Annotated in this window: 36 protein-coding genes and 1 other RNA gene; 25 read left to right on the forward strand and 12 right to left on the reverse strand. The window is 39.9% G+C overall.

The genetic code is table 11. The annotated features are described in order from the left end of the window. The first annotated feature begins 1 nt into the window (after position 1). Positions 2 to 358: a transfer-messenger RNA gene (gene ssrA, locus cpu_RS00360) on the forward strand. On the opposite strand, the gene cpu_RS00365 is transcribed toward ssrA, so the two are convergent. The 10 genes from cpu_RS00365 to cpu_RS00410 all read right to left on the reverse strand — a co-directional run bounded on the left by cpu_RS00365 (position 337) and on the right by cpu_RS00410 (position 7,710). Then, entirely contained in the window at positions 337 to 1,860 is a 1,524-nt protein-coding gene (locus tag cpu_RS00365; protein WP_159433953.1) for a recombinase family protein, read from the reverse strand. The two genes, ssrA and cpu_RS00365, sit on opposite strands and share 22 nt — an antisense overlap. Before the next feature lie 84 nt (positions 1,861 to 1,944). Continuing rightward, positions 1,945 to 2,538, reverse strand: a complete 594-nt coding sequence (locus cpu_RS00370) for a hypothetical protein (RefSeq protein WP_075858016.1) — start codon at positions 2,536 to 2,538, stop codon at positions 1,945 to 1,947. Continuing rightward, positions 2,528 to 3,133: a hypothetical protein gene (locus cpu_RS00375; RefSeq protein ID WP_075858017.1), complete on the reverse strand. Its 606-nt coding sequence runs from the start codon at positions 3,131 to 3,133 to the stop codon at positions 2,528 to 2,530. Before cpu_RS00375 ends, cpu_RS00370 begins: the two co-directional genes overlap by 11 nt. Positions 3,134 to 3,247: 114 nt before the next feature. Further along, a complete protein-coding gene (locus tag cpu_RS00380; RefSeq protein ID WP_075858018.1) occupies positions 3,248 to 3,469 on the reverse strand; it encodes a hypothetical protein in 222 nt (73 codons plus the stop codon). Positions 3,470 to 3,520: 51 nt separating this feature from the next. Continuing rightward, the gene (locus tag cpu_RS00385) at positions 3,521 to 4,192 is read right to left on the reverse strand and encodes a DUF4352 domain-containing protein (protein WP_075858019.1); all 672 of its coding nucleotides are present in this window, start codon (positions 4,190 to 4,192) and stop codon (positions 3,521 to 3,523) included. Between the two features lie 61 nt (positions 4,193 to 4,253). After that, positions 4,254 to 4,637: an ImmA/IrrE family metallo-endopeptidase gene (locus cpu_RS00390; RefSeq protein WP_075858020.1), complete on the reverse strand. Its 384-nt coding sequence runs from the start codon at positions 4,635 to 4,637 to the stop codon at positions 4,254 to 4,256. A gap of 100 nt (positions 4,638 to 4,737) precedes the next feature. Continuing rightward, positions 4,738 to 5,007, reverse strand: a complete 270-nt coding sequence (locus cpu_RS00395) for a hypothetical protein (RefSeq protein WP_075858021.1) — start codon at positions 5,005 to 5,007, stop codon at positions 4,738 to 4,740. A 19-nt stretch (positions 5,008 to 5,026) separates the two neighbouring features. Then, on the reverse strand, positions 5,027 to 5,590 hold the full coding sequence (locus cpu_RS00400; RefSeq protein WP_075858022.1) for an NYN domain-containing protein: 564 nt from the start codon (positions 5,588 to 5,590) through the stop codon (positions 5,027 to 5,029). Between the two features lie 213 nt (positions 5,591 to 5,803). Beyond that, the gene (locus cpu_RS00405; protein WP_075858023.1) at positions 5,804 to 6,928 is read right to left on the reverse strand and encodes a type I restriction endonuclease; all 1,125 of its coding nucleotides are present in this window, start codon (positions 6,926 to 6,928) and stop codon (positions 5,804 to 5,806) included. Positions 6,929 to 6,948: 20 nt separating this feature from the next. Further along, positions 6,949 to 7,710 (reverse strand): LexA family protein, encoded by a 762-nt coding sequence (locus cpu_RS00410; RefSeq protein ID WP_075858024.1) that lies wholly within the window; start codon positions 7,708 to 7,710, stop codon positions 6,949 to 6,951. Positions 7,711 to 7,869: 159 nt separating this feature from the next. On the opposite strand from cpu_RS00410, the gene cpu_RS00415 reads away from it, so the two are divergent. Further along, positions 7,870 to 8,100 (forward strand): helix-turn-helix transcriptional regulator, encoded by a 231-nt coding sequence (locus cpu_RS00415; RefSeq protein ID WP_075858025.1) that lies wholly within the window; start codon positions 7,870 to 7,872, stop codon positions 8,098 to 8,100. A 14-nt stretch (positions 8,101 to 8,114) separates the two neighbouring features. Next, on the forward strand, positions 8,115 to 8,399 hold the full coding sequence (locus cpu_RS00420) for a hypothetical protein (protein ID WP_075858026.1): 285 nt from the start codon (positions 8,115 to 8,117) through the stop codon (positions 8,397 to 8,399). Here the strand turns inward: cpu_RS00420 and cpu_RS00425 are convergent. Next, the gene (locus tag cpu_RS00425) at positions 8,389 to 8,670 is read right to left on the reverse strand and encodes a hypothetical protein (protein ID WP_075858027.1); all 282 of its coding nucleotides are present in this window, start codon (positions 8,668 to 8,670) and stop codon (positions 8,389 to 8,391) included. The two genes, cpu_RS00420 and cpu_RS00425, sit on opposite strands and share 11 nt — an antisense overlap. Positions 8,671 to 8,802: 132 nt before the next feature. Between cpu_RS00425 and cpu_RS00430 the strand changes: the two genes are divergently transcribed. The 16 genes from cpu_RS00430 to cpu_RS00505 all read left to right on the forward strand — a co-directional run bounded on the left by cpu_RS00430 (position 8,803) and on the right by cpu_RS00505 (position 16,139). Beyond that, the gene (locus tag cpu_RS00430) at positions 8,803 to 9,003 is read left to right on the forward strand and encodes a hypothetical protein (RefSeq protein WP_075858028.1); all 201 of its coding nucleotides are present in this window, start codon (positions 8,803 to 8,805) and stop codon (positions 9,001 to 9,003) included. A gap of 86 nt (positions 9,004 to 9,089) precedes the next feature. Then, positions 9,090 to 9,524 carry a helix-turn-helix domain-containing protein gene (locus tag cpu_RS00435; protein WP_075858029.1) on the forward strand — a complete coding sequence of 145 codons (435 nt, stop codon included), beginning with the start codon at positions 9,090 to 9,092 and terminating at the stop codon, positions 9,522 to 9,524. 98 nt (positions 9,525 to 9,622) lie between these two features. Then, positions 9,623 to 9,895: a hypothetical protein gene (locus tag cpu_RS00440; RefSeq protein WP_143299288.1), complete on the forward strand. Its 273-nt coding sequence runs from the start codon at positions 9,623 to 9,625 to the stop codon at positions 9,893 to 9,895. Then, positions 9,896 to 10,147, forward strand: a complete 252-nt coding sequence (locus tag cpu_RS00445) for a hypothetical protein (protein WP_075858031.1) — start codon at positions 9,896 to 9,898, stop codon at positions 10,145 to 10,147. Beyond that, complete coding sequence (locus tag cpu_RS00450) at positions 10,148 to 10,462, forward strand: hypothetical protein (protein WP_075858032.1); 315 nt, start codon at positions 10,148 to 10,150, stop codon at positions 10,460 to 10,462. Beyond that, positions 10,463 to 11,401, forward strand: a complete 939-nt coding sequence (locus tag cpu_RS00455) for an ATP-binding protein (RefSeq protein ID WP_075858033.1) — start codon at positions 10,463 to 10,465, stop codon at positions 11,399 to 11,401. A 45-nt stretch (positions 11,402 to 11,446) separates the two neighbouring features. Then, on the forward strand, positions 11,447 to 12,397 hold the full coding sequence (locus cpu_RS00460; protein WP_075858034.1) for a DUF5131 family protein: 951 nt from the start codon (positions 11,447 to 11,449) through the stop codon (positions 12,395 to 12,397). 2 nt (positions 12,398 to 12,399) lie between these two features. After that, entirely contained in the window at positions 12,400 to 12,705 is a 306-nt protein-coding gene (locus cpu_RS00465) for a LysM peptidoglycan-binding domain-containing protein (RefSeq protein ID WP_075858035.1), read from the forward strand. Between the two features lie 9 nt (positions 12,706 to 12,714). Continuing rightward, a complete protein-coding gene (locus cpu_RS00470) occupies positions 12,715 to 13,470 on the forward strand; it encodes a cyclic nucleotide-binding domain-containing protein (protein ID WP_075858036.1) in 756 nt (251 codons plus the stop codon). Further along, on the forward strand, positions 13,415 to 14,230 hold the full coding sequence (locus cpu_RS00475) for an ATP-binding protein (protein ID WP_075858037.1): 816 nt from the start codon (positions 13,415 to 13,417) through the stop codon (positions 14,228 to 14,230). Before cpu_RS00470 ends, cpu_RS00475 begins: the two co-directional genes overlap by 56 nt. Position 14,231: 1 nt before the next feature. Further along, on the forward strand, positions 14,232 to 14,630 hold the full coding sequence (locus cpu_RS00480; protein WP_075858038.1) for a single-stranded DNA-binding protein: 399 nt from the start codon (positions 14,232 to 14,234) through the stop codon (positions 14,628 to 14,630). 11 nt (positions 14,631 to 14,641) lie between these two features. Then, positions 14,642 to 14,890 carry a hypothetical protein gene (locus tag cpu_RS00485; RefSeq protein ID WP_075858039.1) on the forward strand — a complete coding sequence of 83 codons (249 nt, stop codon included), beginning with the start codon at positions 14,642 to 14,644 and terminating at the stop codon, positions 14,888 to 14,890. A 20-nt stretch (positions 14,891 to 14,910) separates the two neighbouring features. After that, positions 14,911 to 15,111, forward strand: coding sequence for a hypothetical protein (locus cpu_RS00490; RefSeq protein ID WP_075858040.1), 201 nt, complete (start codon positions 14,911 to 14,913; stop codon positions 15,109 to 15,111). A 114-nt stretch (positions 15,112 to 15,225) separates the two neighbouring features. Next, positions 15,226 to 15,417 (forward strand): hypothetical protein, encoded by a 192-nt coding sequence (locus tag cpu_RS00495; RefSeq protein WP_075858041.1) that lies wholly within the window; start codon positions 15,226 to 15,228, stop codon positions 15,415 to 15,417. Then, positions 15,401 to 15,856 (forward strand): hypothetical protein, encoded by a 456-nt coding sequence (locus cpu_RS00500; RefSeq protein WP_075858042.1) that lies wholly within the window; start codon positions 15,401 to 15,403, stop codon positions 15,854 to 15,856. The genes cpu_RS00495 and cpu_RS00500 overlap by 17 nt, the downstream gene beginning before the upstream one ends. Before the next feature lie 13 nt (positions 15,857 to 15,869). After that, positions 15,870 to 16,139, forward strand: a complete 270-nt coding sequence (locus cpu_RS00505; RefSeq protein ID WP_075858043.1) for a VRR-NUC domain-containing protein — start codon at positions 15,870 to 15,872, stop codon at positions 16,137 to 16,139. A 137-nt stretch (positions 16,140 to 16,276) separates the two neighbouring features. On the opposite strand, the gene cpu_RS00510 is transcribed toward cpu_RS00505, so the two are convergent. Continuing rightward, the gene (locus cpu_RS00510) at positions 16,277 to 17,521 is read right to left on the reverse strand and encodes an IS110 family RNA-guided transposase (protein ID WP_200800612.1); all 1,245 of its coding nucleotides are present in this window, start codon (positions 17,519 to 17,521) and stop codon (positions 16,277 to 16,279) included. Between the two features lie 629 nt (positions 17,522 to 18,150). Between cpu_RS00510 and cpu_RS00520 the strand changes: the two genes are divergently transcribed. The 6 genes from cpu_RS00520 (at position 18,151) to cpu_RS00545 (ending at position 22,480) form a co-directional block, all read left to right on the forward strand. Then, entirely contained in the window at positions 18,151 to 18,348 is a 198-nt protein-coding gene (locus tag cpu_RS00520; RefSeq protein ID WP_075858045.1) for a hypothetical protein, read from the forward strand. Further along, positions 18,345 to 18,812 (forward strand): hypothetical protein, encoded by a 468-nt coding sequence (locus cpu_RS00525; RefSeq protein ID WP_075858046.1) that lies wholly within the window; start codon positions 18,345 to 18,347, stop codon positions 18,810 to 18,812. Before cpu_RS00520 ends, cpu_RS00525 begins: the two co-directional genes overlap by 4 nt. Before the next feature lie 81 nt (positions 18,813 to 18,893). Further along, complete coding sequence (locus cpu_RS00530; RefSeq protein ID WP_075858047.1) at positions 18,894 to 19,556, forward strand: DUF559 domain-containing protein; 663 nt, start codon at positions 18,894 to 18,896, stop codon at positions 19,554 to 19,556. Between the two features lie 229 nt (positions 19,557 to 19,785). After that, positions 19,786 to 19,965, forward strand: a complete 180-nt coding sequence (locus cpu_RS00535; RefSeq protein WP_075858048.1) for a hypothetical protein — start codon at positions 19,786 to 19,788, stop codon at positions 19,963 to 19,965. 141 nt (positions 19,966 to 20,106) lie between these two features. After that, entirely contained in the window at positions 20,107 to 20,682 is a 576-nt protein-coding gene (locus cpu_RS00540) for a hypothetical protein (RefSeq protein ID WP_075858049.1), read from the forward strand. Continuing rightward, positions 20,657 to 22,480 (forward strand): phage terminase large subunit family protein, encoded by a 1,824-nt coding sequence (locus cpu_RS00545; protein ID WP_075858050.1) that lies wholly within the window; start codon positions 20,657 to 20,659, stop codon positions 22,478 to 22,480. The genes cpu_RS00540 and cpu_RS00545 overlap by 26 nt, the downstream gene beginning before the upstream one ends. The last annotated feature ends 7 nt before the right edge of the window (positions 22,481 to 22,487 follow it).

Raw genomic sequence — 22,487 nt, forward strand, 5'->3', positions numbered from 1 at the left:
TGGGGGCGTAAAGGGTTCGACGGGGGAACGAAGGGCCGCAAGTAGCGAGGCGAGGACCCCACCTTACCTCGTAAAAAAGGGTGGGAAAGATATAATTGCCAACGAAAGCTACGCTTTAGCTGCTTAAGTCAGCTACGTCCTGACGGAAATTGGCCCGGGATTTCCGCCGGGGCGTGACCCAACCGGGCTGGCTTAGAAAGGGTGTCCCGGCTCTTTCTAAGCGAGATTTTACGGGATATCCCGATTGTGGCCTGCCGGTAGGCACCAATCGGGTGAAAGCTAAAATACCGGCTGCCCTCGGAGAAGCTTTCGGCACTTGTCCTCCGGACGGTGGGTTCAATTCCCCCCGCCTCCACCATCAATAACCACAGTTATTTTAAATTCAACGTCGGTTTTATCATTGTTTACAGTAACTTTATCAATAAATTCCTGGCAAAGCGATTTAAGAGCGACTGGATCATTACTATCTAGTTGCTCTTTTTTGCTTTTTAAGAAGGCAATAATATTGTCTTTGGTGACAATGTTATCCTGCAACTTTAAATACCACTCCTGGAGTTGTACTTCGAGGGTGGCTTTTTTGCTTTCTAATAATTTTAGTTGCTCGACGATAGAATTTACGGTCGATGCGCCATTAGCTAAGGCATTAACCAGGTTGGCTATTTTTCTCCCTGTTTCTTTTAACTCTTTCTCAATATATTTAACTTCTTTCCCCATTTCTTTTTTCTGGCTGGTAAAGCTGGAGTAAATTTTCTCGGCCAATTCCGGGATAGCTTTTTCCGCAAAAAATCTTTCTCTTAATTGCTTTAAAACAAACTCTTCTACTAACTCTTTCCGAACCTTTTGGGAATTGCACTGTCCGGTCCGGCCGTTATAATTGCAGGTATAATAATATAATTTTTTATGCTCTTTGCTTTTTTTGGTAAGATAACTTGATGAATCGCCTATCATTGCATTCCCGCATTCACCGCAATAAATTAAGCCAGAGAGGAGATAAACTGTTTTAGCTTTATTAGAAGCTCTGTTTCTTTTCCTTTTATCCATGATGGACTGAACCCTCCAAAAAAGTTCTTCATCAATAATAGTCGGAATGGTACCCGGAATCTCGATTATTTCATCGGGTGCTTTGGTTAAATGGTGGTTGCGCTTACCCTCTTTTTTAGGAGCGCTTCGATTAAAAATATAAATCCCAATATATTTTTTATTTCGTAATATTTCAAAAATGCTGTTTTTACCAAAAGGCTTGCCTTTTTTTGTTTTAAAGCCGTACTGATTAAGAGCGGAAATAATGTCGTTGTAACTTTTGCCCTGGGCATACAACTCAAAAATAAGCCTTACAATTCTTGCCTCGCTTTCATTCACTACAAGCTTTTTAGTTTCCGGATCAACATCATATCCTAAAGGTGGTAGCCCGCCATTGTGTTTGCCCTGGAGGGCATTTTCCATCATGCCCTTCATTACTTCCCGGGCTAAATTGCGCGAGTAGTATTCGGCTAAGCCTTCCAGAACACTTTCAAGGATAATGCTTTCCGGGCTGTCGTCTAATTGCTCAAGGACGCTTTCTATTCTTACTCCACATCTCCGGAGCTCCCGCTTATAGATAGCACTGTCATATCTATTGCGGGCAAAACGGTCCAGCTTGTGAATGAGAACAATATCAAATAGGCCAAGCTTGGCGTCACTAATCATTCTAAGAAAGTTTGGCCTGTCATCGGTTAACGCTGATCGTGCTTCATCAGCGTATATTTTGACAATGTGGTAGCCTTTTTGCTTTGCATATTCAGAGCAGGCCCTTACCTGAGCAGTTATGGATTCTTCGCGTTGGTTGTCACTGGAAAAACGGGCATAGATTACAGCACGCATAATGCCACCTCCAAAACAAATGTTCGATGTGGGAGCAAAAAGAAAAAAGCGGTGGGGCGCTTTTAAAATTACAAAAATTTATTGTTACTTGTTAGAAGTTAGCAAAGAAGTGATTAATTGTGCAAGTGATGATAGGAACTGATGGTTAGCATAAATTAATCCCGCAAAACCAATGATAACTGAAATTATTATTCCAAAGAACCACTTTTTAGTATCTGCAATATCAGTTTTTATAGTTAAAAATTCTTGGTGTCTTTGATTATCCCTATCACGCATTTCTGATAAGGTTTGGCTAATCATTTGGGCGACTCTTTCTTCAGTTGCTCTCAATGATGCCTTCATATCGCTTATATCACGGTCTAATTTATCTAAGTATTTTTCTTGCCAGTCCATAGAATTAACCTCCTTTGAGGCTGCTTGCTCGATGTTGCTTATTTCGGCATATCTTTCAAAAATATTGTTATGAGCATTTATGACTTCTTGCTTAGTACGGATTATTTCGTTATACATTGCAAAAATGCGGTTATAGATTTTTAATATTAAATAGTATTTTTGGTTATTTTCATTATACGATATATTTTCAAGGTTGTTAATAATCTCGTGAAATTCTTTGTTAAAATTATTAGTTCCCCACTGGTTAGGGAAATTCCTTGAATTAGTAGATAGTCTATTTGACACTCTCTAACACCTCTTTAATAAGCTCTAATGAGAGTTGGAAGTCAGTATGTAATTTGTTGGATATTTTGTTTGCTAAAATACTAGCCTTTAATTTTTCTTCATGATGGACATTGACATGTAAATTTGAGGAAATTTTATCATCCTTAATATCAAAAACAAAAATTAGATTGTTTTTCTCAAAAGCTAAACTTAAAAAAGTTTTTGGTTTATATTGAAAACTTTTTAAGTTTATTTGGATTTTAAATAAATCTTTAACTTCCTCGAGATCTGGGGAGAAGAAATCAAAATTAAAACCATAAGCTATAATATTTCTCTCGTTAGCGGCTTCTAATGATTTTTTTAAAACATCTGGAAAATATTTTGGGATTTCATTATTGGTAGCAACTGTACTTATTTGATATTTATTATCGACAATTGATATATCAAGAGCTTTGTCATTATACTGAATAATTCCTGGTGAAATAGGATCGTTATACCAAATTACATTTGGTTCGCTATCGGTAAATAGCTTTTCGAGTATATCACGCTTAATTTGAAATTTCCCAAACTCTTCAAATACAACAACAAGGTTTAGTGCTTTTAGTTCAATAGACATTTTTAACCCTCCTTTGGAGTTTTATCAAAATATCATTGAATTGGATTACAATTTTAATATTGTTTGTAGGTTTGCTACTAAAATCCCTATAATCATGGCTATTATTCCACTCTTTTATCCTAAACCAAAAACTACCCATCCTATAAAAGAAGTAATAGTTTCAAAATTTACTCCACCAGATGTAAAAAGGTAAACTGCAATAATGGCAATAACAACTAAAATATAGAGAAGTTTTTTCAATATACTCACCTCTTTTTGAAATTTTTGCTCACCATACATAATTTTATTGAGGCGGATTACAAACACTACAAGGCGTGTAACCTCTGGCTTTTGCATCTTTTATAATCGCCTCCCTAAAGAAAAAAGCGGGCTGGCCGCTTTGTTAAATTAATTTATGGTTACAGGGACATTTAAAAAGGTATAATATTCATAATTGGCTCTTAATATTATGCGGACATTTTTTTCTATATTTGGTATCGGTGGCAAGAGAATAACCGAGTCAGCTATTACGCCTGGTTCTATTTCAGAAGGAGCATGCGGGTAGCTTGTATATTCATCTCGGTATTTGTCCATGTAATCTAAAACAAAAGATAAATCGTATTCGTATTGCCTGCCATTACTAATTACTTTCACTAAGGATTCAGCGGGGTCAATTCTTTCAGGACTATTATTTGTATAAGCTACATATATTTTTAAAGCCTTACTATCTTGTTCAACTTTTGTAATTGTTACTTTTACATCTTTAATAGTTATTGAAGCAGGTAAAGATGTAACTTTACTTCCGTTAGGGATATTGCTTTTATCCAGTATTTCAAAACCTTTACTTGTGGTAATTACTTTTTTATTAAGTAAGTCAGTTACTTTATTAAGAGGAACATAAGTTACATTGTTGTATTTAATTGTTGAAATACCAATGCTTTTACCGTTGTAAGAAAGGGTAATTGTATTTAAGTAAGCTTTAATCGTTTTAAGTACAGGTTTTGCTAATACTGTAGTACTGAAGAAAAATAGAGATACAATTACAAATGCAAAAGCATTAAAGATAAATTTCTTTTTCATAATTCCCCCCCTATTTGATTTTGAAAGCAGCCAGCCACTTAAATAAAACTTTATTTAATATTTAATAAGCACAGTATTTAGTTGTGCCTTCAGCCACTTTGTAGCTTTGATTTTGCCGGCATATCATCCTTGCTTCTCTATCGGCAAACTTTTCTTTGGCGTTTCGAGCTAATCGCAAGATTATCTTCTGTTCTGACAATTCGCAAATTAAGTGATAAAGCTCATGGATAAACACAAATAATCGATGTGGGCCATCAAGATCCTGATTTATTACAATGAAATATGTATCTTTCGGCCCTTTGTAAATAAAGCCATCTATCTCGGGGTCTAACTGCTCCAGTTTAACTCTCACATTATAAGCGGCTAAAATATCCTCGAAAAGGCCAGGATTATTCATCAAAAGCTGGAACAATTCGCTTTCGGTAAGCTTAGATGTTTCTTTCATGACTGCCTCCTGAAATGTCAGTTATTTAGGGATTTTGTCGAAATGTCTCTAAAACACAAAGACCCGCTATCGTGAGTGTCGAGATAGCAGGTCTTTTGCTTTATTTAGGTATAACTCCTTTTAGGTCGAATATTTCGGCATCATGAACGGTTAATTTGTACATTACATAATCAAACTTTTTTGAGTGCTCTTTAAGCGTTTGCTTTACTTCTTTCATGTCGCTTTTTAACTCATCAACATCTTTTCTAAGCTCGTTCATGTCGCGCCTTAATTCTTCAACTGCTGCATTGGTATTGCCAACAATGCGGATTAGTTCGGTGAGCATGTCCGTAATCTGGTCTAAACGCGCTTCGATTTTGGCGTTATCCATGTAATCACCTCCAAAATATTTAACGCCGAATACTATTAATTACAGAAAGAGTAATAGGCGTTTTTTCATCGCAAATAGCAAGTAGTTCTCGATGGGGTAGTAATTCACGATGTGGGCTATAGAAAAGATGAATAAAAACTCCTTCATCTTTAGCTGTTTGAATTGCGGGGAGATAATCGCTATCACTGGCAAAGATAGCCGCATGTGTTATTTGGCCTTTGGTGCTTAGTCTAACTAAATCTACGGCTAACATGACGTCTACTTGTTTTTGTTCAAATATTTTCTCGCCCGTTTCTCGAGATATACCTCGAAAGGCTAATTTTCCTTGTCGTACTTCATATCTTTGTAATCTTTTTAATGCTTCGTGAAATTCTGAAGCATTTGAAAATAGTTTTCTTTCTTCTTCTGTTGGAGTAGGGCTTTGATAGGGCAAACAGTTGTAATAATATGTACGAAGAATATCAATGCCGTTTGCCATCCAGGTGGAAAGTTTTAAATAATCAATTTTGGCTTTTTGAAACTGTATTGCCAAGACTTTATCGAGATATCCACCATCGATAAAACATGCAATTCTATAATTCATTCAATTCACCTCAATAAAGTATAAAGCCGCCATAAAGGCGGCTTTTTTGAAAATATGACTTATTCTATGCCTATCCTTCCTTATCCCTACTTCAAATTGAAGAGGGGGGAACGATAGGGATTATTCTGTTATTAATATTATATGCATTTGCCGCCAAAGTCAATCATTATTTTTAGTTAATTATACTAAAAACTACTAATCGTAGCTTTCCTCTTAGAAATTTTCGACTATTTCAAAGCATTTTATAATATAGTCTTTTAAATTTTCAATATCTTCCTTTTGGTTAATGATAACCCTGGATTCACCAAGGCCTTTAGGTGCTTCTTGAACCTCATATCCAAAAACGACTTTTTTTGTTTCATCTATAGGTAAACGAGATGCAATATACTTTATTGTAGAGGTCAGATTAATTCTTAAAAACCAACCATTTATATTTCGTTTATAAATACCAAAATAATTTACAGTATCTTTATAATTTATTTGGGAGATATCTTTATTTGCTTTTAATAATATTTCTTTAATTTTTTCAAAAGCATATAATTCTTCATCATTTGTTTCGATTTTCCTTTGCCTTTCCTCGGTGTCATTGTTTTCTGGAATACTTGGCTCCGGAAGTTGAGCAATAGTTTCATCATCTTCTTTTAAAATTCCTTGACTTATTATTTCAACTAATGTGGCTTGGATTGCTTTTTTAACAACCGGTCTAAATCTTTCAATAACATTTGCAGTAATTCTCGTATCGCTAAAATCCTTGATTAAAAATCTAATAAATTCATCTGAAGGATTTTTAAAAAGCTCTTTTAGATTCTTATTTAAATTTGCCATGTAAACTAAATCTTCAGCGTATTTTACCAGATTATCTTGGTCAAAAACTTCTTTGCGGAATTTAGCGATAGCTTCATAATCAGATTCTTTTAAATTTTCCAAATCAAATTCGTAAAATGGTGTAGGGTCCATAACATTATTTTGATTTAAGTCAGTAAAAAATTTATAAATAATGCCATTTGTTAAAATAGCTATTTTAACTTCAGGAGTAGAATTAAAATATCTACTAAGCTGAGTATCGTGGTTTTCTAATTTTTCAGTTACCGATTTTGCTTCAATAAACATTATTGGTTTATTGTTTTTAAAAATGGCGTAGTCTACTTTTTCGCCCTTCTTTTTCCCAAAATCAGCAGTATATTCAGGCTTTACCTCAAGGGGATTAAAGACGTCATAGCCCAAGATCTGAATAAATGGGATAATAAGGGCGTGTTTAGTGGTTTCCTCATTGTTGACGTGGACTTTTCTTTCGCTTATTTGCATACTTAGTTTTAAAAGATCATCTTTGAAGCTCATAGTAAACCTCCTTTATAAATTTATTCATTAGTTTTAATCATTTTTGACAGAGTAGCTTGGATTTCAAGTAATTGCTTAACATGTAACGGTGACATCCCGAGAGATAAGGCCGTTTCAATTGTTTCTATCCAGGAATTTTCAAATTCGTCTTTGGAAATTATTAGTGAAATGTACTCAGTCATTGAAGGCGGATTATGGCGAACGAGTCCAGTCATTGTTCCAATTATTTTGTGCTGTGATGTAACCTCAATATCTTTATATTTTGGGTTTGCTGACCTAAGAAAAGCTTTTCCATTTGTTTTCACATAAAATTTAAGATTTGCTTTCCAAGTTTCTTCCACAACGCCTGCTGCTACTACTTGTCCATTCAAAGCTGTTTCACTTTGCTTAAAAAAAGCAATATCTCCAGGGAATATCCCAGCATAAATCATTGAATCTCCTTCAACCTGCAAGGCAAAATCCGCTTTAATACCTGCTGGTAATGCAATTTCTTCAATCCAATTTTCTTCTGCTAATATTGGTATGCCTGCGCGGATTACTCCGAGTAGAGGGATGGCTTTAGTAGAGATAGGTTTATTATTTTCATTTGTCCGGCCAAGGAGAAAGTCTATTGTTACATTAAAAAAATTTGAAAGTTTAATAAGTGTGTCAAAATCCGGTTGCCTTTTATTTGATTCATAAAAGGATATTGTTGATTCCCCAATTGAAAGCAATCTTGCCAATTCTGCTTGAGTCAAATCTCTTTCAGTACGCAATTGTCGTAGTCTTTGTCCGAAGTTCACCAAAATCACCTCTATTTACCAAAATTATAACATTGCAAATAGCAAAGTGATAAGATAAAAAATTTTTCTTTGCAAATTAAAAAATATATCTTGACAATATGCAAAGTTAGGTTTAGAATAAAATCAAAGGTTTGCAAAACGCAATGAAGGAGGGAGAGAATGAACAAGCTAAAGCAATTGCGCAAAGCGAATGGGCTTACTCAGATGGAGATGGCCAAAAAATTGGGTATATCTGACAGCTACTATTGTCAGATAGAAAATGGTAAGCGAAGAATGTCCCTAAAAACTGCTCTTGATATTGCTGCAATATTAAAAGTAACTCCTAATGACCTTTTTTTGTCCTCTGACTTTGCAGAATGCCAAGAAAAATCCCAAACCAAAGCGGGGTAAGGAGGTGAGGGAGAATGAAGGCCAAAGAACTAAAAGCACGTATAATGTCAACCTACGTAGAGGATACGACACTTGAAGCAATTTCTGGATGGGTTTTACATCTTTGTTCCATTCTTGAGGACTTAGATAAAAGGGTGGCTGAACTGGAAGGGCGAGTTCCAGAACAGCCAAAAGCGTATGAAGTAAAACTAACGCTTGATGCAAATGACTTAGCTAAAAAAATAACAGAAGCTCTGAAAATAAACTATGAAATTACACTTGAGCCGCCTAAATTACTGAAACCAAAAACTAACGTTTAATCACCTTTAACAATCTGCGCAACTCTTCTTTAGACTTAGGTCTTTCAGGCTCTATATTCGAGCAAAGAAAAACTGCAATGGAAACGGCATCTTTTAGAGTCAGATAAGCAGTTTTCATGACAACATCATATAAGGCTTCATCAGAATCCCAACCTTCCAAAATCAACTTATTGTAATGCTCTTGAGCCTTTTTGTAAATATCATTCAAGAATGGTTTAAACAATTCTTCATCAAGAAGATTAATCAAATCAAGAAAATCTTGTTCAGTCATTAAATGTTCCCCCTTCTGTAGAGATATATATTCAATTATTCCACAGAAGGGAGTGTATTCCTGCAAAGCAGTGTAGGAGTTAGCCCCACCACTTGCTGGGGATTGGGGTGGGGCCGGGAAGGGGGTAATAACTTGGAACGGCCAAAGGAAAAGGTAATCAGGTTTAAAGTAACAGGCATCAAAGTGGGCAACAAGTTGGTTGCCGTAGAAGACCCAGAAGTAGATAAATTACTGGACTCAGATGAAGTAAGAGAGGCAATCACTGACAAACTGGCCGAAATATTTGCACCAATAGTTTATCGTGAATTAGTTGAAAAGAAGTCGGCAGGGTAAATTCCCGGCCGGTGGCCATCCGACCGGGTGGAGGGTAGGAGGTAATCTTCCTACTGATAGTAAACCACAGGAAGGGGGTGAAGTGAATGAAACGAGATTGCAACAACATTTATAAAATCGCGAGAAAAAATGCAGGATTAACACAAGAAGAAGCAGCGGAACTTCTCCATATTAGCGTCAGGTCTTTAGCAGATTACGAAGCTGGGCGAACAATTCCACCAGACGACATCGTGTGCAATATGGTACAGATTTATAATGCGCGCTGGCTGGCTTATAGTCACCTAAAACATTCGACTATGATAGGGCAGAAATACTTACCGGATTTATCACTAACAGACTTACCAAGGTCGGTATTAAAGCTACAAAAAGAGGTAAGGGATTTGGAAAACATCAATGGTGAACTGATAGCAATTGTTTGCGATGGGGAAATTGATGAAACCGAAAAGCCAAAGTGGAAGAAAATTGCGCAAGAAATCAACGAAATGGCGGGAGCTGCTTTATCGGTTGTTTTCTCAAGCTAATGAGGAGGGTTTAACGATGAAAGAAAAGGTCCATAAAAAAGAAAAAGGCCCGAAGGCCTAAGTAATCTCTCAAAATTAGTTTATCACAAAAGGAGCGTGTGGACAATATGTGGATAGGCCATAATGGTATGGTTTTTAATATGGACTTTGTAAAACGTATAAAAGGTAGCGTTTATAAAAACAATTCAAGTTATATTGGAGAAGTGACATTTGTAACGAAGGACGAAGGAGAAATTGTTTTCGCGATAAGAAAATTTCCGGAAGAATATTATGCACAAAGATTTGTTGCAAATGTGCTGGAAATAGTTAAGGCTTACTTAAAAGCGGTAGATGTGAAGATTGAAATAGCTGAAGTGAAGGAGGCGGTTTAGGTGAAAAAAGTTCTTTATTTCTGTAACAGATGCGGTAAAGAAGTTGAGGAAAAAAAGATTTATCGTCTTTGGGTGACTGCAAGACGCATGGATTTAAACAATAACCATGATAGAGATGTATACTCTGAACTTTGTGTTGATTGTTTGCACGAAATAGAACTTAAGATTTTTGAAGGCTATCTTCCGGTCTTAAATAATGAAGCAAGTCGTTTAACCGGATTACCTTTATACAAAAAGCAGGAGGCGGTTTAGGTGGCGGTGGAAAACTTAGTGATGCTGAATGAGGCCCTACCGCTTGAAGAAATACCTGCTGAGGTAGATAGAATACGAACGATGATACAGAGCTTGGAAGCGGTTAAGAAAGCATACGAGGATAAGCTTAAATCCTGGATGAAAGAAAATAGCCTGGATAAGGCAGAACTGGCAGGGTATATATGCACTTTTTATAAGCAGGAAAGGAAAGAACTCGACAAAGACGCGCTGGCAAATGTGATAGACCTAACATCATATACAAAAGTTAAGGTTATTGAGGGATTTAAGATTACCAAGAAGAAAGGAGCGGTATAAATGGCTTTCAAAAAAGCTACAAAGAAACAAGCTAAAGCCCGAATTGGGCTGATTGGTCCAAGCGGGTCCGGGAAAACTTACACAGCTCTGAAACTTGCGAGCGGACTGGGTGGAAAAATAGCCGTAATTGATACCGAGCACGGAAGCGCAAGCAAATACGCAGATAAATTCGAGTTTGACGTGTTAGAACTTGATACCTACCACCCACAGAAATACATTGACGCAATCAAGGAAGCTGCAAAAGAAGGCTATGATGTGCTTGTCATTGATAGTCTATCACACGCATGGGCCGGAACTGACGGAGCTATAGAGCTTGCCGATAAGAATGCGGTGAAATATGGTGGCAATAAATTCGCAGCTTGGCGGGATGTAACACCACTCCATAACAAACTGGTTGAAGCAATTATTACAGCACCACTACATGTAATAGCAACGATGCGGGCTAAGATGCAGTACATTCAGACGCAAGACGAAAAAGGCAAAACCATAATAAAAAAAGTTGGGCTTGAACCAGTTCAAAGGGACGGAATGGAGTACGAATTCGATATAGTGGCTGACATGGACATTGACCATAATCTCATTATTAGCAAGACGAGATGCGAGGCTTTAGACGGGCTAATAATTAATAAACCTGGCGAAGAGCTGGCCAAAATTATCAAAGACTGGCTTACTGACGGAGTACAGGTCGAAACGCCAAAACCAAAGCAAGAAACTAAAGCTAAAGCAGAGGATGTAAAAGAAATGGTTAAAAGAATGGCGGCAGAAGTCAAAACATATGCCGAGGAAGCCAGCTGGACACAAGAACAGTTGCGGGAACATGTGCATGAAAGATATGGCAAAGAACCAACCAAGTTGACGCTGGAGGAATGGCAAGAGTTACATCAATACATCAAAGATTTAGCGATGATTACAAAGTCCGTCGAGGTGGATGTTGAATAATGGCGGGCGGGCTCGGCCTGCTCGCCTTATAAGAGGTGAAAAGCAATGGGGCGGACTAAGATAGAGTGGGCCGATGCAGTATGGAATCCCGTAACGGGCTGTACGCCGGTGTCTGAAGGTTGCAAAAACTGCTATGCTGAACGTATGAGCAAGCGTTTGGCTGGGAGGTGCGGATATCCAGAGGACGAGCCGTTTAGGGTGACGTTGCACCCAGAAAAATTAAATGAACCTTGGCATTGGAAGAAACCGCGCCGGGTATTTGTATGCAGTATGGGCGATTTATTTCATGAAGATGTACCGGATGATTTTATTCTTAAAGTGTTTTTACAAATGACCTTTTGCCCAAGTAGGCATATATTCATGGTTTTGACAAAGCGACCTAAACGGATGAAGGACATTATAGAGAAATTTATGGGGCAAATGCTTGGGACGTCAGGAAAAACAATGGAGGAAAAGCAAGCCTGGCCTCATAAAAGAGTATGGCTCGGTGTTACAGTAGAAAATCAAGAAATGGCCAATGAAAGAATTCCAATATTACTTAAGATACCAGCAACTGTACGGTTTGTTAGTTGTGAACCTCTATTAGGACCAGTGGATTTATCAAAATGGTTAGGAATATGCGAAGGTTGCGGAGTGCCAGCAACAAAATGCGGACCTGTTTTATGGCATAAAGGTCAAAAATGTTGTCCGGATTGTACCCATGATTTCCAACTTAACTGGGTCATTGCTGGCGGCGAAACCGGCCCTGGAGCTCGACCGATGCACCCAGAGTGGGTAAGGAGCCTACGAGACCAGTGCCAAGAAGCAGGGGTACCATTCTTCTTCAAAAGTTGGGGTGAATATAAACCTTTGCCTTATAGCGATAGAGGGGATGGACTGCATACTCTGACAGAATATAAAGGTTGCAAATATGACTTTGTAAAAGTAGGGAAAAAGAACGCAGGCAGTCTCCTGGACGGTCGGACTTGGGATGAGTTTCCAGATTTGGAGGGCTAAAAATGGACCGCGAATTCAAAATTGTCTTTTTCATTATGCTCCTGGCGGCGGTGATTGGGGCCGCGGCCAGGTTGCCTCATATAATTAATTACCAGGCTATAGTAATAGACCATGCAAACACGCAAGAGATAATCGTCGAGAAAGGCGATACTCTTTGGGGTATCGCTAAAGAGCTAAGCATACCAGGAAAAGATATCCGGATAGTAATCGAGGAGATAAAGATTCTGAATAATATGGACAGCTACACGATTTACCCTGGACAAGCTTTAAAGGTACCGATGTCGCAAAATGAAATCGCTAAAAGATAGGTGAAGCCGATGAATTATATCAAAGAATTGAATGCGTTTAGAGATTGGGCCGTGATAAACCGCCCGTCAACAGGACAAGTTGCATTATGGTATACGCTTATATCCATATGCAACATGACTGGTTGGCAAGAGTGGTTTACAGTGCCCAATCAAACGCTTCAATTAATGACCGGTTTATCCCGGCAGGGGTTAGAGAAAGCGCGCAATCAATTAATCCAAAGGGGATTAATTGAATATCGAAAAGGAACCTCTAACCAAGCCGGACGATACCGGATAATACCTTTCGAAAAGCAAAAGGTTGACTGTCAAAAAGTAGGCACAGAAGTAGGCACAATGGTAGGCACAGAAGTAGGCACGGTAGGAGCGTTTCAGGAGGCACAGGAGGAGCGCTCCAGTTGCACATTATATAAACAAAACAAAACTAAAAATATTAATTTAGTTACTTCTAACGAAGTAACAGCTGACGCTGACGACGCCCCACCAACTAACCAACAATTGATTACTGAACTCACTAAAGAGTACCGCAAGCTTATCCCACAGGACAAGCACCAAAAAGGGGACTTTTCCTTTATTGGACGGCTTTATAACGAATATGGCTATGACAAAGTGCTCTTGGCGATTAATGAACTTGGTTATCGGATTGATAGTGGTTTTATCCCCGAAAAGCCGTTGATTTATCTGAATGCTATCCTCAAAGGAGATGGTAAGAGTGGCGGCCGAGGTAAAAAGTCTGCCGCAAACGACTACTCATGGTATTTCGATTGAAGGAATGCTGGCTAAAAAAGCTGATGAAGAATGCCCAAAGTGTGCTGGCCTTGAATATTGCAAAATGCCGCAGAAAGGCTGGCGACCGGTACTGCATGAAGAAGCGACGAAGCTATATAAAATACCTACCTTTGCCTGGGCTTCGTGTAGATATTTTGCCCGGCAAGTAGCAGAAGAGCAAAAACGGGAATACATAAACGAACGTTTCGAAGGTAAAACTTTTGAAACTTACAGCGTTAATTTTCAGAATAAGCAAGCATTTGATAAATGTTTTGAATATGCCCAAAACTTTAGTTGGCATACGACAGAAGGATTACTTCTTTCCGGGCCAGTTGGTACCGGGAAAACTCACCTGGCAGCGGCAATTCTAAAAGTTGTGCTTGAGCGGGGAATACCGGGAGCGATGATACTGGTGCCGAAGTTGCTGGACGAAATCCGTTTGGCTTACCACGATGAGACAGCGGACCGGAAACTTGCAGAAAAAGTCGCTAATAAACGCTTTCTGGTATTAGACGATATTGGAGCAGAACGAACTACCGATTGGGTGCAGGAAGAGCTTTTCAAGCTTATAAACACCAGGTACGAAAAAAAATTACCTACGGTGCTGACTACAAATTGCACAATAGAAGAATTAATTGAAAAACTCGGGGAGCGGATAGTTGATAGATTAGTTGAAATGTGCGAACCGGTGAAGATTGAGGGGAAATCATACCGGTTGCAGATAAGGAAAGACAAGAAGGATAAAAACAGGAGGAAATAAAATGTTCAACAAAATCATCTTAGTTGGCCGTCTCACCCGGGACCCGGAGCTTTGGCATACACCCCAGGGAACGCCGGTAGCAACTATAACCATAGCGACGGACAGGCCCTACACGTCCAAAGAAGGCGAACGGGAAGCGGATTTCGTGGACGTTGTAGTGTGGAACAAACTGGCGGAAATAGTGAATGAGTTTGGGCAAAAGGGGCGGTTAGTCCTGATTGAAGGCAGGCTGCAAATACGGAGCTACGAAAAAGAGGGCCAAAAGCGACGGGTTTATGAAGTTGTGGCGAGTAATGTGAAATTCCTTGACAAACCGAAGAGAAAGGAAGAATTGGCTGTGGAAGATATGTTAGACGGAGCGGTGGAGATTGAGATTAGCGATGAGGACTTACCGTTTTAGGGGGTGAGAAGATGGACTGGGAATACCACGGCGACTTTCGCTATCATATCAGCTCTACAGGCGACAGTAGCGTAAGACACGGGCCGTGCGAAATATGCGGAAAGCATGCGGCGGAAGTATACTTTCAGGTAGAAGAGATGCACTACCGGATAACCCTTGCAAGCGGGAAAATAAGGGAAGGTTACACGAGGTACGGATGCAAGAGCTACTTTGGGCATTATGATTGCTTGGTGAAGGCGAGAAGAGAAAAGGCGGTGTGAGTAAGTGGGGAGGGTGAAAAATGAATACAGTTAGCCCGGATAAGCTTTTAGATGCGATTGGCATAAATGAGTACACCATTGACCACGATAACCGAATAGTGTGGCTCGGAGAGAAGGAACTAATGAAGCTGAAAGACATATTAATCCGGTTGCCGTATGAGAAAAAGGTGACCGGGATAGAAGCGATTGGATGGCGCTGGCAAGCGAGATTTGAAGATTGAACTGAAAAAAGGCGGTGGGTAGAAATGTTTTTCCTTGGACTATTTTTAGGTGGAGCTTTGGGATTTATGCTTGCTGCTCTGCTTGCAGCGGCAAAGGATTAGGGGATGAGGGAAATGGAAACTAAGATAAAAATTGTGTGTGCCAAAAAACGGGATTTAACGTTGTTGTTATTAGCGATTGCCATATTTATTACTTCATTAGCGGTACTTCTTCAAAGTTATAGGATTGAAAAGATGGAGAGACAAATTAAGCAGCTTGAAATAAAAGTGCAAATGGGGAGGTCAAGCTATGGCAATTACAAATAGGACGCCAATTAGGAATGTCAAAAATTTGGAGGCGGAAAAGAGATTAGAAGAAGCTTCTGAAATAAAAGTTAGCTTTGACCCTGGCTCTTTTAAGTGGTTTAATTACAGACCTAATGGACGTAACTTAGATGTGCCAATGCTAAGCTTCCATAACCATGACGAAAAATACCCTTATTTACGACTGAACAAAAGCGCTATTGAGAGGCTTTTTGGGGAAAATCTCGAAGGGCCATTAATGATTGAGATTGGAGTAGCACCAAGGGCAATTGCGATTAGGAAAGCTATGCAAGGAATAGTTTTGAAAAGACATAAAAACTCAAAAAGCTATGTTTTTAGTGTTAGCGGAATAGATTTTCCCTGGGATATAGCAAAACTTGATAAGCTGCCTTTAATCTGGGATGAGAAAAATAAAATGCTGGTTGGGAAAATTCCTGGCTAAGGGAGTTGGAGAGATGAGGGAAAGAGACATACAAGCATTGATAAAACAGTATTTGCAGTTAAAAGGCTGGTTTGTAGTAAAAATTCACCAAAGCCTTGGGAGCTATAGAGGAATTGCGGATTTATATGCTTTAAAAGATGGCGAGCATGTTTGGATTGAAGTTAAAACGCCAAAGGGAAGGACTTCGAAGTACCAAGAGCGTTTCAAAGAAGAAATAGAAAGTCACGGTGGACGGTATATAGTTGCGCGAGGAATTGAGGATTTGCAAAAAGCAGGGTTGTAAAGACCTACGGTAATATGTCAAGACCATGAGGTCAAAAATTTTCGAAGTTAAGACTTAAAAAAGGCAATAGAAAACCGTCCTGAATCCAAGCAATATGGAAACAAGTAACAAAAATGGAAATTAGGATTTAAAAAATATTAAGCAAGATTCCTCCTTTGCCCCTTGGGCAGATAGAGTTGGTTGCTGCGCAGCAGAGCATCAACCATACGCACTAATTTACGTGCGGTAAGGACTAAAGCACGGCGATGATGGTGAGTTTTGCTTTCCCGGAATTTACGGGAGTAGAACTCCCGGTATTCAGGCTCGTACTGACGAACAGAATTAGCAGCCTGAATTAAGTAATAACGCAAATAAGCGTTACCGGTTTTAGTAAGTGGCGTAGTATCAGCTTCAAATTCACCTGACTGATGCTCACGCCAAGTTAAGCCGGAAAATTTAGCTAAAGCTGAATCATTAGGGAAACGGTGGATATCACCAATTTCAGCAATAATACCGGCGCAGATAACTGGACCAAGGCCAGGTACAGAATCAAGGGTATGCTTAAAATGGGCTATTTCTTTAGCAATAGCTTTATCAATATTTTTAATTTGTTTTTCTAAAGTTCTAATAGTTTCAAGGCTAGTAGCTAAAATCAGGTTTACAGGTTCCAAAAGGTTACCCCTTAACCTATGGGCATTATGAGCAGCGATTTTTAGTTTTTCAGCAGTAGCTTTAGGATCAGCAAAATGTTTATTACCTTTCTCCACCAAAAAATCAATTAAATTATCAAGCGGTCGAGCCGCAATTTCGTCGGGAGAAAGGAATTCGGTTAAAATAGCCTCAGAAGTAGCACCAAACAAATTGCTAAATACCTCATCTTGCTGAAGAGTATTGAACTTGAGAAAGAGATTAGTAAGGAAATAGTTTTTCTCTCTGGTAAGAGTTTGAGTTAAATGGAATCTGAACCTGGTCAGCCTTTGCAAAGGCAAATAACGAAAATCCACCTGGGAGTTTTCCGGGAGACGCCCAAAACGCAACCGGTCGGCAATAACCCAAGCGTCGGTCCAGTCATTTTTGGGGAGGTCGACATAAGCCTTTTTAAAATTAGCAACAACCTTAGGATTAAAGGTGTAGACCTGGCAGTGATAACTTGCCAGCTGATAATTAGAAGCAAGGCCCATTTGCAAATGCCAGCTGTAGACTGAAGTAGATTCCAAGCCAATAACAACGCTTTCAAAATTATTAGAATGGCAAATTTCGAGGACAAGATTAATCAAAGCTTCAAGGCCAGGATTATCATTAGAAAACTTCTGGCGTTTAGAAACAATTTCACCAAGGTTGTCCATAAACTGAGCCTTAAAATCTTTCATACTAACGTCAATACCAACAAACAGAGTTTTCACAGAATCACCTCGCTTTCGTAAGGGGGTAATGAAAATTGCTGCTGGGTCCCAGGAATCATGGCCGATCAGCAACCTCGCCGGAATGAGCACTTAGCTTAATGTATCTTAATCCTCTAATTCTGCTGCAAATAAGAGGGGAAAACATTAAGGTGTGCAACCTACGCGTGAAAAGTGCGGACCATGAACTGGGGGTTACTCTTTACAAGAGGTTAAACCTCAAGGAGTGAAATACCTACCCAGAAACAATCTCACGAATATATTGTGCCTGGTCCAGCAGCAAAAAGAAAGTCTAATTTCCAGTTTTCAAAGAACAATTTTTTATAAAATCGAAACGGTTTTTATTACCGTTTAAAGATTATTTCTAAAATCATTATACGAGGAGTGAGAACATGGCGGGGTAGCGAGGGTTGAGAGGTTAAGGCAAGAAGAGTGTTTGCTGGCTTTATGTAAAGAATATAATCGCTGCCAAATTAAATGGGGAAAGAATTGCGCCAGGCAAAGTGGAAGTAAGATACCCCGAATTTTCGGGAAAAGGATAGAGGAGTACCTGGTTGTGACCGGGGAACCGAACGGTGAAGTAAACATTAGATGGGCAGTAGGAGATCCTTTTTATGGGTAGGAGGAGAGAAATGACGATATTCGAATACATTCTTCTAAAACAACCCCTTGTGATTAAAGAGTTATACCGTAAAGGATTGCTTACCAAGGCACCAATCGAAAGGGAAACTGATACTGAAATAATCAACTGGGCAGAACTGATGCAACATGCAAAGTATAAACGGGTAAGAGGAGCAATCAAGCAAATCCAGGGGGTGGTGATTCGATGAAATTAAAACGGGCTACTTTCAGGCATATAGAAGCAGAAATATATGCTTATAACGACACGATAAAAGCAATCGAAGAGTTGCGGGCAGATATCATCTTAGCAGGTAGACAAGGGGAGCTTGGTGCTGCTGTTGGCGGGGGAGGTTATATTACCAGTAAAGTAGAACGCAGGGCGACAAAGCTTGCGGATAGTTTGTTGTTGCGGGAGATGGAAAGGATTACAAAAGCTATTGCGGAAGTATATGCAAAATCAAAAGAAGAAGTGCGCAGGGTGGTTTGGGTTAAATACGGACTTGCAATAGACTGGCAGCCGCCGCAAGAACTTGCACAAAAGTTGCAGAACAGAAATAGATTTGACCTGACTGCCAGAGATATGGCAGAAATTTTAGCGGTAGATGAGAGTACTTTTCATCGGTACAGGACTGGGTTTGTGTATGGGATTGCGGAAAAACTGGGGTGGTATTAAATTTGCAAGTTTTTTGCAAGCCCAAGAAGGTAGTTTAAAAAGTATAATTAAAATAGGGCAAAGCCCGTTAGAGGTGATTAGATGAATTTTTTCAAGTGCTGGGGTTGTGGAACTGTTGTTCCTATGGCTACTGATAAACCATTAGCCAGAGTTTTTTGCCCAGATTGTAAAGAAGAGTATCCTAAGCAGTTAGAAGCCAAAAGACTTGAATATTTACGGTTGCGTGCGGAATTGATGTTTGATAGAGCTTTAAGGATGTTAGAAAAGCAAATGGCGAAAATGTATTTATACCAAGAAGCTGCTGAAGTGGTTTTTGACAAAATAAAAGAAGACCCAGAGGCTTTCGATAGTGCGCATGAGATGGTTGCATTGATGGAATTGCTAAAAAATAGAGTAAAAGTTAAACTTCATCCGGTTGTTGGCAAATATAAACCAGATATGCTTTTACCAAATGAGAAAGTGGTTTTAGAAATAGATGGGTATATGCATGAATTCAAGAAATTAGAAGATTATAAGCGTGATATTGAAATGAGAGCAATACTGGGTGCTGACTGGGAAGTAGTTAGAATTCCGACAAAATACATAGAACAAAATGTATCTGCTTTGTTAACAGCTATAAAGGAGATTAAGTCTTATAAACAAAAAATCAGGGCACAAAACAATGGAGTAATTCCAAAATGGTTCTCTAAACGAGATGCGGAAGTTTGGCGTGAAGTAGAAAAGGCCTTTGGATTACAATCATAAATTATGCTATCAAACAGCCGTCCGAGGAGACGGCTTTTTAGTTTGCCTGGCAGTGCCCATTAGGGCGGATTAGAACACCCAAAGAAAAAACCGCCAGGGTGGGGGCGGTGGGTGAAGATTTAGTTTTTCTCATTTATTCCAAGTCTTTCTTTTAAAGCTTCTTGGAGTACTTACGTGTTAAATACGTGTCAAGGATTTAAGAAAAAAATATTTAAAAGTAGGTGAGACTATGGACAAAATTAGCTTCATTGCTTCTTTACCTCCAATTCAAAGCGCTGTCTCAGTGAGTGGCAACGGCGACGGTGCCCGGGTGAAGTTAGACGTACCAGGAAGCGAGATGAGCGAGGTATTGAAGCTGCTACTCCTTACTGGCAAGACTTTTCGGGTTACAGTGGAAGCGGTGGAGTAGTGTTGATGGGTTATAAGTGCGGGTCCTTCTGGAAGGGGTAAAGGCTACGGGTCTGGCGAGCCCCGAAATTTTTTTAGCGACAGGCTCCGAAAATCGATTTCGGTTTCGCTTTCTTAGGTTATCAAGAAAGGTGGTGAAGCCATGTCAGAGCAAGGGAAATGGGTGGTCAGTACACCAGAATTAGCCGAAATACTAAACCTTAGCGAACGACGCATTCAGCAACTTGTTAAAAACGAAATCATTTCAAAAATTGGTAGAGGAAAATTTTATTTGCCGACGGTTGTGCAAGAATACATTTCTTGGATAAAAACGCAGCTTGGCAATTCAGACGAAGAGCTTGATTTAAAAAAAGAAAAGACCCTTCTGACCAGGGCTCACCGCCAGAAAGTTGAGTTGGAGCTTCAGATAATGCGGGGCGAACTGCACCGGTCCGAAGATGTCCGCCGAGTTATGAATGACATGCTCGGCGCTTTTCGTGCCCGTTGCCTCGCAATTCCTACAAAAGCCGCACCAAGATTGCAGGGCAAAACAGATTTAGCAGTCATCCAGGATATTATCAAGAAGGAAGTATATGAAGCTTTGACCGAGTTAGCAGACTATGATCCGGAGGTGTTCTATAAACTTAGCAAAGACAAATTGGTCCTGGATGAAGATATAGAAGAAACGGCCGCTGAAAAGGAGATGCCACGTCGTGGCCGTAAGCAGAAACAAAAATGAACTATATCGCCTTTTTCGGGAATGTGCAAAGGTCGTATCACCACCTCCGGACCTAACGGTTTCCCAATGGGCTGATCTTTACCGCAGACTTTCACCTGAATCTTCGGCAGAGCCTGGACAATGGAGAACTGACAGGGCACCATATCAGCGAGAAATAATGGATGCGGTAAATGACCCCCTTGTGGAGACAGTGGTTGTTATGACAAGTGCCCAAGTCGGTAAAACGGAAATACTTTTAAATATTATTGGCTATCATATTGATTACGATCCAGCGCCTATTATGGTTATACTACCTACACTGGTTATGGCGCAGTCGTTTTCTAAAGACCGTCTTGCACCTATGCTTCGTGATTCGCCTGCTCTTCAAGGCAAAGTGGCTGATGCTCGAAGCAGGGATAGTGGGAACACGGTACTACACAAGACTTTTCCCGGTGGGCATATTACTATTGTCGGTGCAAATTCACCTTCCAGTCTTGCCAGTAGACCAATTCGCATTTTGCTTGCAGATGAGGTGGATCGTTTTCCGGCAAGTGCAGGAACTGAAGGTGACCCTTTAACGCTTGCAGAAAAACGAACTACTACTTTCTGGAATCGTAAAAAGGTATATGTTTCAACGCCCACGATAAAAGGAGTAAGCCGTATTGAGGCAGCTTTTCTTGGTAGCAGCCAGGAAGAATGGTGTTTGCCCTGCCCTACTTGCGGGGAGTACCAGCCATTAACCTGGGCACAAATACGTTTCGAAGACGCTACAATGGAATGTATCAAATGCGGAGCTCGACATGGAGAATTTGAGTGGAAGGCTGGGCAGGGAAAGTGGATCGCAAAGGAACACAATCCCCGTATTCGAGGTTTTCACTTGAACGAATTAGCAAGCCCTTGGAAAAGATGGACAAAAATTATTGAAGAGTTTCTTGAAGCAAAACGTGGCGGTCCGGAGCAGCTTAAAGCATGGGTTAATACTACACTGGGTGAAACGTGGGAAGAAGAAGGAGAAGGCGTTGAGACTCATGACCTTATGAAGCGTCGAGAAACATATGACTGTGAGGTTCCAGAAGGAGTATTGCTTTTGACTGCTGGAGTTGACGTCCAAGACGATCGTTTGGAGGTAGAAGTTGTTGGCTGGGGAGTAGGAAAGGAATCCTGGGGGATAGAGTACCGTGCAATATATGGAGACCCAGGACAACAAGCGGTATGGCAGCAGTTGGATGAGTTTTTAAACCGTACCTGGAAATATGTTGATGGTACTGCGATAGGAATAGCCTGTGCATGTATCGACTCTGGTGGCCATTTTACCCAGCAGGTATATGATTTTTGCAAACCCCGAGAACACCGAAGAATCTTTGCAATTAAAGGGCAGGGAGGAGCAGGACTTCCGCTTGTTGGAAGAGCTACGCGTAATAATAGAAAGCGCGTCTTGCTTTTCCCGGTCGGTGTAGATACGGGAAAAGAATTAATCATGTCGCGGTTAAAAGTAGAAGAAGAAGGACCGGGATATTGCCACTTTCCGCGAGAACCAGAGAAAGGATATGACCAAGCTTATTTTGATGGGCTAACTTCTGAAAAAAGGGTTCTTCGTTATCATAAAGGACGGCCCAGATTTGAATGGATAAAGCGACCAGGTACCCGTAATGAACCTTTGGACTGCCGTAACTATGCTACGGCAGCGTTAGAGATTTTAAACCCTAACTTAGAAGCCCTTGCAAAAGCACCAAAAAAAGATTACTACAAGCAAAATGCCCCGATGACAGGTGCACCTTCAAGAAGAAGGCGAATCCTGAGCCGGGGCATCAGTGTTTAGAAAGGCG

Origin of the sequence: Carboxydothermus pertinax, assembly GCF_001950255.1 — a bacterium.
GTDB classification, from domain to species: domain Bacteria; phylum Bacillota; class Z-2901; order Carboxydothermales; family Carboxydothermaceae; genus Carboxydothermus; species Carboxydothermus pertinax.